General features: G+C 63.3%; 10 protein-coding genes. All 10 read right to left on the bottom strand.

Translation table 11 applies throughout. The features are described from left to right. Window positions 1-27: 27 nt before the first annotated feature. The 10 genes from ACSHZY_RS04880 to rpoC all read right to left on the bottom strand — a co-directional run bounded on the left by ACSHZY_RS04880 (window position 28) and on the right by rpoC (window position 11,776). Window positions 28-324: a 50S ribosomal protein L23 gene (locus ACSHZY_RS04880; RefSeq protein WP_271975910.1), complete on the bottom strand. Its 297-nt coding sequence runs from the start codon at window positions 322-324 to the stop codon at window positions 28-30. Beyond that, on the bottom strand, window positions 321-941 hold the full coding sequence (gene rplD, locus ACSHZY_RS04875; protein WP_271975909.1) for a 50S ribosomal protein L4: 621 nt from the start codon (window positions 939-941) through the stop codon (window positions 321-323). The genes ACSHZY_RS04880 and rplD overlap by 4 nt, the downstream gene beginning before the upstream one ends. Beyond that, window positions 938-1,789, bottom strand: a complete 852-nt coding sequence (gene rplC / locus ACSHZY_RS04870; protein WP_435166226.1) for a 50S ribosomal protein L3 — start codon at window positions 1,787-1,789, stop codon at window positions 938-940. Before rplC ends, rplD begins: the two co-directional genes overlap by 4 nt. A gap of 12 nt (window positions 1,790-1,801) precedes the next feature. After that, a complete protein-coding gene (rpsJ, locus tag ACSHZY_RS04865; protein ID WP_244736229.1) occupies window positions 1,802-2,110 on the bottom strand; it encodes a 30S ribosomal protein S10 in 309 nt (102 codons plus the stop codon). A gap of 72 nt (window positions 2,111-2,182) precedes the next feature. Further along, window positions 2,183-3,358, bottom strand: a complete 1,176-nt coding sequence (gene tuf, locus ACSHZY_RS04860) for an elongation factor Tu (protein ID WP_435166184.1) — start codon at window positions 3,356-3,358, stop codon at window positions 2,183-2,185. Window positions 3,359-3,475: 117 nt separating this feature from the next. Continuing rightward, on the bottom strand, window positions 3,476-5,599 hold the full coding sequence (gene fusA / locus ACSHZY_RS04855) for an elongation factor G (RefSeq protein ID WP_435166222.1): 2,124 nt from the start codon (window positions 5,597-5,599) through the stop codon (window positions 3,476-3,478). Between the two features lie 24 nt (window positions 5,600-5,623). Next, window positions 5,624-6,094, bottom strand: coding sequence for a 30S ribosomal protein S7 (gene rpsG, locus ACSHZY_RS04850; protein WP_271975906.1), 471 nt, complete (start codon window positions 6,092-6,094; stop codon window positions 5,624-5,626). An 11-nt stretch (window positions 6,095-6,105) separates the two neighbouring features. Beyond that, on the bottom strand, window positions 6,106-6,477 hold the full coding sequence (gene rpsL / locus ACSHZY_RS04845; protein WP_128254696.1) for a 30S ribosomal protein S12: 372 nt from the start codon (window positions 6,475-6,477) through the stop codon (window positions 6,106-6,108). A gap of 247 nt (window positions 6,478-6,724) precedes the next feature. Next, the gene (locus tag ACSHZY_RS04840; protein ID WP_435166217.1) at window positions 6,725-7,534 is read right to left on the bottom strand and encodes a glycosyltransferase; all 810 of its coding nucleotides are present in this window, start codon (window positions 7,532-7,534) and stop codon (window positions 6,725-6,727) included. A 48-nt stretch (window positions 7,535-7,582) separates the two neighbouring features. Continuing rightward, a complete protein-coding gene (gene rpoC / locus ACSHZY_RS04835; RefSeq protein ID WP_435166214.1) occupies window positions 7,583-11,776 on the bottom strand; it encodes a DNA-directed RNA polymerase subunit beta' in 4,194 nt (1,397 codons plus the stop codon). Window positions 11,777-11,809: the final 33 nt, after the last annotated feature.

The following is an 11,809-nucleotide window of genomic DNA, read 5'->3' as shown; positions in this document are numbered from 1 at the left end:
GGGCTTCGCGATTCGTGAGGCCTTCTATCAGAGGCCGGTGGCCACGTCGATAGTGTTGCCCTCTTCAAGGGTGACGTAGGCCTTTTTCTTGTCGCTGCGCACGCCCGGACGGCCCTTGAAGCGCTTCGTCTTGCCTTTGAGGATCGACGTGTTGACGGCTTTCACCTTCACGCCAAAGACCGCTTCCACGGCTTCCTTGATCAGCGGCTTGGACGCGTCTTTTGCGACTTCGAACACGACCGCGTTCGCCTCGGAGGCTAGGGTGGCCTTCTCGGTGATGATCGGCTTCTTGATCACGTCGTAGAGTTCGGGTTTCACGCTCATTTCAGGCGAGCCTCCAGAGCTTCGACAGCCGATTTCGTGAGCACGAGGGTGTCACGCTTCAGGATGTCATACACGTTCGCACCCATGGTCGGCAGGATGTCCACGCCTTCCAAGTTGCGGGCGGCGGTTGCGAAGTTCTCGTTCACGTCGGCGCCGTCAATGATCAGGACGCGCTTCCAGCCCAGTTCCTTCACGGCCTTCGCCAGGAACGAGGTCTTGGCTTCGGCCATGACGGTGTCTTCCAGAACCACCAGGTTGCCCGTGGCGGCTTTCGACGACAGGGCGTGCTTCAGACCCAGAGCGCGGAATTTCTTCGGCAGCTCGTGGGCGTGGCTGCGGGGCTGCGGGCCCTTGTACACACCACCGTGACGGAAGGTCGGAGCTTTCTTGGAACCGTGACGTGCGCCGCCGGTGCCCTTCTGCTTGTAGATCTTCTTCGTCGAGTAGGACACGTCCGACTTGCCGAGCGTGGAGTGCGTGCCGGCCTGGGCCTTGGCGCGCTGCCAGCGAACAACGCGGTGCAGGATGTCGGCGCGCGGTTCGAGACCGAAGATCTCGTCCGCGAGGTCGATCGAGCCCGCCTTGCCGGCGTCAAGCTTGATGACGTCGAGTTTCATTTCGCTTCCCCTTCGTCGGAGGCATCGGATGCATCATCGGTGGATGCGTTGGCTTCGGCCAGTGCGGCTTCCTCTGCAGCGGCCTGTTCGGCGGCGGCAGCGGCGCGTGCGGCTTCTTCCTCGGCGGCGGCGGCAGCGGCGGCTTCTTCAGCGGCACGGTGTGCAGCCTCGGCGGCCGAACGCAGCGCGGCGGGCAGGATCACGTTGTCCGGAACCGGCTTCTTGACGGCGTCCTTCACGGTGACCCAGCCACCTTTCGATCCGGGCACGGCGCCCTTGATCATGATGATGCCACGGTCGGAGTCGGTTTTCACGACCTGCAGGTTCTGCGTGGTCACGCGGACGGCACCAAGGTGACCGGCCATCTTCTTGCCTTTGAAGACCTTGCCCGGATCCTGGCACTGACCCGTCGAACCGTGCGAACGGTGCGACACGGACACGCCGTGCGAGGCACGTAGACCGCCGAAGTTGTGACGCTTCATCGCACCGGCAAAACCTTTACCGATGGACACGCCCGCGACGTCGACATACTGACCCGCGAAGTAGTGGTCGGCGATGATTTCTTCGCCCACTTCGATCAGGTTCTCGGGGCTCACGCGGAACTCCGCGATCTTGCGCTTGGGTTCCACATTCGCCTTGGCGAAGTGGCCGCGCATGCCGGCCGAGGTCCGTTTCGCCTTGGCCGTGCCGGCGCCCAGTTGGACGGCCGAGTAGCCGTCGCGGTCAGCCGTACGCTGCGCCACGACCTGAAGCGTGTCGAGTTGGAGAACGGTCACCGGAACTTGGCGGCCGTCTTCCAGGAACAGCCGGGTCATGCCCAGCTTCTTTGCAATGATTCCAGAGCGCATAGGTCCTGCCCCTTACACTTTGATTTCGACGTCAACGCCGGCCGCGAGGTCGAGCTTCATCAGCGCGTCCACGGTCTGCGGGGTCGGATCAACGATGTCGAGCAGACGCTTGTGCGTCCGGATTTCCCACTGGTCGCGCGACTTCTTGTCGATGTGCGGACCACGGAGAACCGTGAATTTCTCGATCTGGTTCGGCAGCGGGATCGGACCGCGCACTTGTGCGCCCGTACGCTTCGCCGTGCTGACGATTTCCTGCGTGCTGGCGTCCAGCACACGGTAATCGAAGGCTTTCAGCCTGATGCGGATAGTTTGACCTTGCATTTTACATGCCCTTTGGGCCCGGCGGGAAGACAGGGGCCCGTAGGCCCCCGCCCCCTCTTCCGGTGCGGTTGATTAAGCGATGATTTTCGAGACGACGCCGGCGCCGACGGTGCGGCCGCCTTCACGGATGGCGAAGCGCAGCTTCTCTTCCATGGCGATCGGCGCGATCAGCTCGACGTTGAACTTCAGGTTGTCGCCCGGCATCACCATCTCGGTGCCTTCCGGCAGCTGGACGGTGCCCGTCACGTCCGTCGTGCGGAAGTAGAACTGCGGACGGTAGTTCGCGAAGAACGGCGTGTGGCGGCCACCTTCCTCTTTCGTGAGGATGTAGGCTTCGGCTTCGAACTTCGTGTGCGGCTTCACCGAGTTCGGCTTGCACAGAACCTGGCCACGCTCGATGCCTTCACGGTCCACGCCGCGCAGCAGCAGGCCCACGTTGTCGCCCGCTTCGCCCTGGTCCAGCAGCTTGCGGAACATCTCGACGCCCGTGCACACCGTCTTCTTGGTGTCGCGGATGCCGACGATCTCCACTTCCTCGCCGACCTTCACGACGCCACGCTCGATGCGGCCCGTCGCCACCGTGCCACGACCCGAGATCGAGAACACGTCCTCGACCGGCATCAGGAACGGCTGGTCCACGGCGCGCGCCGGCGTCGGGATGTACTCGTCCACGGCCGCGATCAGCGCGCGGATGGAGTTCTCGCCGATCTCGGGATCGCGGCCTTCCATGGCGGCCAGGGCCGAGCCCTTGATGATCGGGATGTCGTCGCCCGGGTAGTCGTAGGACGACAGAAGCTCGCGCACTTCCATCTCCACCAGTTCCAGCAGCTCTTCGTCATCCACCTGGTCGACCTTGTTCAGGTAGACGACCATGTACGGAATGCCGACCTGACGGCCCAGCAGGATGTGCTCGCGCGTTTGGGGCATCGGGCCGTCGGCCGCGTTCACCACCAGGATCGCGCCGTCCATCTGCGCCGCACCCGTGATCATGTTCTTCACGTAGTCGGCGTGGCCGGGGCAGTCCACGTGCGCGTAGTGGCGCGACGCCGACTCGTATTCCACGTGCGCCGTCGAGATCGTGATCCCGCGCGCCTTCTCTTCCGGAGCGCCGTCGATCTGGTCGTACGCGCGGAACTCGCCGAAGTACTTCGTGATCGCCGCCGTCAGCGTCGTCTTGCCGTGGTCAACGTGACCGATCGTGCCAATGTTGACGTGCGGTTTCGTCCGTTCAAACTTTGCCTTTGCCATCGTGGCTTCCTCTTGATTCGATTCCGCAGCGGCGGGGAAGGCCCCGCACTACAGGATAGGCATTGCGACTGCAACACCGGACATAGCGGAAGGGCGGGGTTTCCCCCGCCGCTCCTTTTACGCGTATTTCTTCTGGATCTCGTCCGAGATGTTCTGCGGGACGGCTTCGTAGTGGTCGAAGGTCATCGAGAACACCGCGCGGCCCGAAGACATGGAACGCAGGTTGTTGATGTAGCCGAACATATTGGCCAGCGGAACCATCGCCGAGATGACGTTGGCGTTGCCGCGGCTGTCCTGACCCTGGACCATGCCCCGACGCGAGGTCAGGTCGCCGATGATGGAACCGGTGTATTCTTCCGGCGTCACCACTTCGACTTTCATGATCGGCTCGAGCAGCTTGGCGCCCGCTTTCTTCATGCCTTCACGCATACCGGCGCGTGCCGCGATCTCGAAGGCCAGAACCGAGGAGTCGACGTCGTGGAAGGCGCCGTCGATCAGCGCAACCTTGAAGTCGATGACCGGGAAGCCTGCCAGCGGACCGGAGTCCATGACCGACTTGATGCCCTTTTCGACACCCGGGATGTATTCCTTCGGAACCGTACCGCCGACGATCTTGCTGTCGAACGAGTAGCCCTCGCCCGGCTCCGTCGGCGTGATCACGAGCTTTACGCGCGCGAACTGGCCGGTACCCCCGGTCTGTTTCTTGTGCGTGTAGTCGATCTCGGCTTCGCGCGAGATGGTTTCGCGGTAGGCCACCTGCGGAGCGCCGATGTTCGCCTCGACCTTGAACTCGCGACGCATGCGGTCGACGAGGATGTCGAGGTGAAGTTCGCCCATGCCCTTCATGATCGTCTGTCCCGACTCGAAGTCGGTTTCGACGCGGAAGGACGGATCCTCGGCCGACAGACGTGCCAGAGCCAGACCCATCTTTTCCTGGTCAGCCTTGGACTTCGGCTCGACGGCGATCTCGATCACCGGCTCGGGGAAGGTCATGGTTTCCAGAACGACCGGTTTCGCCGGATCGCAAAGGGTGTCGCCCGTGGTCGTGTCCTTCAGGCCGGCGAGTGCGATGATGTCGCCGGCAAAGGCTTCATCGATCTCTTCGCGGTTGATGGCGTGCATCATCATCATGCGGCCGACGCGTTCTTTGCGGTTCTTCGTCGCGTTCAGCATCTGGTCGCCCTTTTTCAGGACGCCGGAATAGATTCGCGTGAAGGTCAGCGAGCCGACGAAGGGGTCGTTCATGATCTTGAATGCCAGGCCCGAGAAGGGCTGGGCGTCGTCTGCCGAACGCTCGATGTTCCGGGTTTCGGTCTCGTCGCCCGGGGCGAAGCCGACATAGGCCGGAACGTCCAGCGGCGAGGGCAGGAAGTCGATGACCGAGTTCAGGAGGGGCTGGACGCCCTTGTTCTTGAACGCCGAACCGGCCGTGACCGGAACGAAGGTCAGCGACAGCGTCCCCTTGCGGATCAGCGCGCGCAGGGTCGCCTCGTCGGGCTCGGTGCCCTCCAGATAGGCTTCCATGGCCGCGTCGTCCATGTCGACCGCCAGTTCGACCATGTTCGCACGCCATTCCGCTGCGAGCTCCTGAAGCTCGGCACGGATCGGCTTGCGGACCCAGGATGCGCCAAGGTCTTCACCTTCCCACACCCATTCTTCCATCTTGATCAGGTCGACGATGCCTTCCAGCTTGTCCTCGGCGCCGATCGGCAGTGCGATCGGGCACGGGGTCGCGCCGGTGCGGTCCTTGATCATCTTCACGCAGTTGAAGAAGTCGGCGCCGATCTTGTCCATCTTGTTGACGAACACGATCCGCGGAACCTTGTAGCGGTCGGCCTGACGCCAGACGGTTTCGGTCTGCGGTTCGACGCCGGCATTGGCGTCGAGCAGGCAGATCGCGCCGTCGAGCACCGCCAGCGAACGTTCGACTTCGATGGTGAAGTCGACGTGGCCGGGGGTGTCGATGATGTTGAAGCGGAATTTCGTGTCCGAAATCCCGTCAGCCGTCGGATCTTCCTGACGCTGCCAGAACGTGGTGGTTGCAGCCGAGGTGATCGTGATGCCACGCTCCTGCTCCTGCTCCATCCAGTCCATCGTCGCGGCGCCGTCATGCACCTCGCCGATTTTGTGGCTCTTGCCAGTGTAGAACAGGATCCGCTCCGTCGTCGTCGTTTTACCGGCGTCGATGTGAGCCATGATCCCGAAGTTGCGGTAGCGTTGCAGCGGGTAGTCGCGTGCCATTGGTTCGGTCCTCAGGCTGATGGGTTACCAGCGGTAATGGCTGAACGCCTTGTTGGCGTCGGCCATCTTGTGCGTGTCTTCGCGCTTCTTGACGGCGGTTCCACGGTTGTTCACGGCGTCCGAAAGCTCGGCAGCCAGACGCTCTTCCATGGTGTTCTCGTTGCGCTTGCGGGCCGCGGTGATCAGCCAGCGGATGGCCAGAGCTTCGCGGCGCTCCGTCCGGACTTCGACCGGAACCTGGTACGTGGCACCACCGACGCGGCGCGAGCGCACTTCGACGGACGGCTTTACGTTTTCCAGCGCTTCGTGGAACGCTTCGATCGGCTCGCGCTTCAGGCGACCCTGAACGCGGTCAAGCGCGTTGTAGACGATCGATTCGGCGATGGATTTCTTGCCATCGATCATCAGGTTGTTCATGAACTTGGTCAGAACCCGATCGCCGAACTTGGCATCGGGCAGGATTTCGCGCTTCTCGGCGGCGTGACGACGGGACATCTCTCAGAACCTCACTTCGGACGTTTCGCGCCGTATTTCGAACGGCGTTGGCGACGGTCTTTTACGCCTTGCGTATCGAGCACACCGCGCAGGATGTGGTAACGAACGCCCGGAAGGTCTTTTACCCGGCCGCCGCGGATCAGGACAACGGAGTGTTCCTGAAGGTTGTGCTTTTCGCCCGGAATGTACGAAATCACCTCGAACCCGTTGGTGAGGCGAACCTTCGCCACTTTCCGCATGGCGGAGTTCGGTTTCTTCGGAGTCGTCGTGTAAACGCGCGTGCAGACGCCACGTTTTTGCGGGCAGGATTCCAAGTGCTGCGACTTGGAGCGGTTCTTCTTCGGCTCCCGCGGTTTGCGGATAAGCTGCTGGATCGTCGGCATTCGGTTCCCCGTGCTTCCTGTTGCGTTTACGCCTGCCCGGATCCTGTCGGGGGGCGCCAGTTCAGGGCGTTCGTGAAAACGCCAAAACCGCATCCACCCCAAGAAGGGATGGCGCGGCAGAATTTCAGAGGATCGGGCAAAGCGCCCGGATCATGACCACTACAGAACCCGAAGGTCGTCGCGGCGGGTCAGACCCGCAATTCGGTATCGCGCGTATATGGGGAGTCGCGCGCAATGTCAACAAAGCCTAGCGGCGCAGCGCCGCCTCGAACCCCGGCAGGTCGATCGCGAAGCGCTCGGCCAGGACGGCGGGCGCCGTTTCGGGCTTGAAGAAGAACGGGCTGCCCCCGCGCGACGGCGGGCGGCTGTCATTCGTTTCATGCTTGCCGCGAAGATACATCTGCGGGCCCGACAGGCACAAGCCCGGCATGAAGGTCGACAGGCGGTGATGCGGATAATCAAGCGCCCCGCGATCATGTCCGGCGGGGGCCACGATGTTCAGCGCCACGCCTAGGGTGTGCGTGATCTGGGGGTTCATGTGCACCTCCCCTTCCGCGTATTCCAGCGTGAAGCCGCGGGCGTAGTCCATGAAGAAGAGCGGATGATCCTCCGCCATGGCGCGCATCCGAAGAAGGTCGCGACGCGTCATCTCCACGTAATCGATGGCGACCGCGTCGTCGTCGTCGTGGCGGAACAGGACCAGACGGTCCGCGGTGCGGTCCGCGTGGCGCAGCATCGCATGACGACACACGTCGCGATGATGGCCCAAGGGGCACAGCTCGATGATGATGCCGGGGATGGAGGCGGAGAGATCGCGCAGCCGGTCCAGCCAAAGTGCCGGGAAATCCTCCGCCACGGCAACGACCAGTTTGAAATCCCGGTCCGTCTGCTTCGCCCAGCCCGGCAGGGCGACATGCTCGAACCAGACGAAGCGCTGCTCCAGCCGCACGGGATCGTAAAGATGGCGGCGGCGCTCCTCCAGCGTCTCGTGGACCACCTTGAACCCGCCCTCGGACAAAAGTGAGAAACGGCACAGGCCAAGCATCTGGATCTTCATGGGGTCTCCGAAAAGAAAAGGCCCCCCGTTTCCGGGGGGCCCTTCACATCAGTCATTTCCGGCTTCCGGCGCGGCCAGCGGCACGGCCGCTTCGGCCTCGCTGCGGCGCGCGTCGATCACGACGGCGTCGCGTGCGGAGGCGACCTGCTTCACGCGGCTGGTTGCGCCGCCGGTGCCGGCCGGGATCAGGCGGCCTACGATGACGTTCTCCTTCAGGCCGACCAGCTTGTCGCGCTTGCCCTGAACCGAAGCCTCGGTCAGCACGCGGGTCGTTTCCTGGAAGGACGCCGCCGAGATGAAGCTGCGGGTCTGCAGCGACGCCTTGGTGATCCCCAGCAGGATCGGCTCGGCCGAGGCCGGACGCATGTTGTGCGACACGGCCTTCTCGTTGACCTCGTCAAGCTCGGCCTTGTCGACGTGCTCGCCTTTCAGCAGCGTCGTCTCGCCCGAATCCAGGATCTCGTACTTCTGCAGCATCTGCCGCACGATCACCTCGATGTGCTTGTCGTTGATCTTCACGCCCTGCAGTCGGTACACCTCCTGCACTTCGTCGATCATGTAGTTGGCCAGGGCCTCGATCCCCATGATCCGCAGGATGTCGTGCGGAGCCGGGTTGCCGTCCATGATGTAGTCACCCTTCTGCACGAAGTCGCCTTCCTGCACCGGGATGTGCTTGCCTTTCGGCACCATGTATTCGACGGGCGTCAGGCTTTCGTCCACCGGCTCGATCGTGATGCGGCGCTTGTTCTTGTAGTCCTTGCCGAAGCGCACGTAGCCATCGCTTTCAACGATGATCGCGTGGTCCTTCGGACGACGGGCTTCGAACAGTTCCGCCACGCGCGGCAGACCCCCGGTGATGTCCTTCGTCCGCGCGCCTTCGCGCGGGATACGGGCCACCACGTCACCGGCCTTGATCTCCTGGCCGTCTTCGACCGAAAGGATCGCGTCCACCGACATCGGATAGGAGATGGGGTTGCCACCTTCGCCGCGCATCGGCTCACCGGTTTCCGGGTCCATGATGATGATCTCGGGCTTCAGCTCGTTGCCCTTAGGGGCCGCGCGCCAGTCCGAAACGATCTTCTGGCTCATGCCGGTCGCCTCGTCGGTGTCCTCGCGGACCGACAGACCCGTGATGAGGTCGACGAAACGTGCCACACCGGTCCGCTCGGCGATGATCGGAAGGGTGTAGGGGTCCCATTCGATCAGCTTGGTGCCGCGCTTGATGGTGTCGCCTTCGCGCACGTGCACCTTGGTCCCGTAGGTGACCTTGTGCGTCGCACGCTCCTGCCCCGCCTCGTCGATGATGACGAGCTGCATGTTGCGGCCCATCGCCACCTGATCGCCCGCCGCGTTTTCCAGCAGCTGCGCGTTGCGGAACTCCACCCGACCCTCTTGCGAGGCGTCGAGGAAGGACTGCTGACCGCCCTGGGCCACGCCGCCGATGTGGAACGTCCGCATCGTCAGCTGCGTCCCCGGTTCACCGATCGACTGCGCCGCGATGATGCCGACGGCCTCACCCTGGTTGACCAGAGTGCCGCGAGCGAGGTCACGGCCGTAGCACATGGCGCAGACACCTTCCTCGGCCTCGCAGGTCAGCGGGCTGCGGATGCGGACGGATGCCACGTTCGCCTGGTCGATCGCATCGGCCCGGCGTTCGTCGATCAGCTCGCCGCGCGCCACCAGCACCTCGTCCGTGCCCGGAACGAAGATGTCGTCGGCCGCCACGCGACCCAGCACACGCTCGGCCAGCGGGGCGACGACTTCACCCTCGTTGACCGCCGCCGAGGCAGTGATCCCCTGCTCGGTTCCACAATCGTGCGAGCGCACGATGCAGTCCTGTGCCACGTCCACCAGACGACGGGTCAGGTAGCCCGAGTTCGCCGTCTTCAACGCCGTGTCCGACAGACCCTTCCGGGCGCCGTGGGTGGAGTTGAAGTATTCAAGAACGGTCAGACCTTCCTTGAAGTTCGAAATGATCGGCGTCTCGATGATCTCGCCGTTCGGCTTGGCCATCAGGCCGCGCATCCCGCCCAGCTGCTTCATCTGCGTGACCGAACCCCGGGCCCCGGAGTGGGCCATCATGTAGACCGAGTTCGGCTCCATTTCGGCGCCGTTCTCGTCATGACGCGTGGCCGAGATGGTCGACATCATGGCCTCGGTGACCTTGTCGTTGCACTTCGACCAGGCGTCCACGACCTTGTTGTACTTTTCGCCCTGGGTGATCAGGCCGTCCATGTACTGCTGCTCGAAGTCCTTCACCTGCTCCTGGACCTCGTTGACGATGGTCCACTTGGTGTCGGGGATCAGCATGTCGTCCTTGCCGAACGAGATGCCGGCCTTGAACGCTTCACGGAAGCCCATGCCCATGATCTGGTCGCAGAAGATGACCGACTCCTTCTGACCGCAATAGCGGTAAACGGTGTCGATGACGTTCTGGACGTCCTTCTTGCGCAGCAGGCGGTTCACCAGTTCGAACGGCGCTTTGGCGTTCAGCGGCAGCAAGTTGCCCAGACGCAGGCGGCCCGGGGTCGTCTCGAAACGCTTGACGACCTCGTTGCCCTCGTTGTCGATCTGCTTGATCCGCGCCTGGATCTTGGCGTGCAGGTGCACCTCGCCGGCGGCAAGGGCGTGCTCCACTTCCTCGACCGAGGCGAAGGCCATGCCTTCACCCTTCATGCCGTCACGCTGCATGGTCGTGTAGTAGAGACCAAGGACCATGTCCTGCGACGGAACGATGATCGGCGCGCCGTTGGCGGGCGACAGGACGTTGTTCGTCGACATCATCAGGACGCGCGCTTCCAGCTGCGCTTCCAGCGACAGCGGAACGTGGACGGCCATCTGGTCACCGTCGAAGTCGGCGTTGAAGGCCGAGCAGACGAGCGGGTGCAGCTGGATCGCCTTGCCTTCGATCAGGATCGGCTCGAACGCCTGGATGCCGAGACGGTGCAGCGTGGGCGCGCGGTTCAGCAGAACCGGGTGCTCGCGGATGACCTCGTCCAGGATGTCCCAGACCTCGGGACGCTCCTTCTCGACCAGCTTCTTCGCCTGCTTCACGGTGCTGGACAGGCCCTTGGCCTCCAGACGCGAGTAGATGAAGGGCTTGAACAGCTCCAGCGCCATCTTCTTGGGCAGGCCGCACTGGTGCAGCTTCAGTTCCGGACCCGTCACGATGACGGACCGGCCCGAGAAGTCGACCCTCTTGCCCAGAAGGTTCTGACGGAAGCGGCCCTGCTTGCCCTTCAGCATGTCGGACAGCGATTTCAGCGGGCGCTTGTTGGTGCCGGTGATCACGCGGCCACGACGGCCGTTGTCGAACAGCGCGTCGACGGCTTCCTGAAGCATCCGCTTCTCGTTGCGCACGATGATGTCCGGCGCGCGAAGCTCGATAAGGCGCTTCAGGCGGTTGTTCCGGTTGATCACGCGGCGATACAGGTCGTTCAGGTCGGACGTCGCGAACCGGCCGCCGTCCAGCGGGACCAGCGGGCGCAGTTCCGGCGGGATCACCGGCAGGACGGTCAGGATCATCCACTCGGGACGGTTGCCCGACTCCAGGAACGACTCGACAATCTTCAGACGCTTGATGATCTTCTTCGGCTTCAGCTCGCCCGTGGCTTCCTTCAACTCCTCGCGCAGCTGATCGGCGGTCGCCTGCAGGTCGATCGCGGCCAGCATCTCGCGGATGGCCTCCGCGCCGATGTTGGCCGTGAACGCGTCGGCGCCGTACTGGTCCTGCGCGTCAAGGAACTCGTCCTCGGTCATCAGCTGGCCGTAGGTCAGGTCGGTCAGACCCGGTTCGATCACGACGTAGTTCTCGAAATACAAGATCCGTTCCAGATCGCGCAGCGTCATGTCCAGCATAAGGCCGATGCGGGACGGCAGCGACTTCAGGAACCAGATGTGGGCAACGGGCGCGGCCAGCTCGATGTGGCCCATGCGCTCGCGACGCACCTTCTGGAGCGTGACCTCGACGCCGCACTTCTCGCAGACGACGCCGCGATACTTCATGCGCTTGTACTTGCCGCACAGGCACTCGTAGTCCTTGATCGGCCCGAAGATACGCGCGCAGAACAGGCCGTCCCGCTCCGGCTTGAACGTGCGGTAGTTGATGGTTTCCGGCTTCTTGATCTCGCCATAGGACCACGACAGGATCCGCTCCGGCGACGCCAGGGAGATCTTGATCTCGTCGAAGGTCCGCACCGGTGCGACCGGGTTGAACGGATTGGTGCTCAGTTCCTGGTTCATTTCATGTCCTTACAGAAGGGATGCGGGTTGGTG

Origin of the sequence: Falsirhodobacter sp. 1013 (genome assembly GCF_051195255.1) — a bacterium.
In the GTDB taxonomy this organism is placed as follows: Bacteria; Pseudomonadota; Alphaproteobacteria; order Rhodobacterales; family Rhodobacteraceae; genus Falsirhodobacter.
This window is presented reverse-complemented; position numbering and strand designations above follow the sequence as displayed.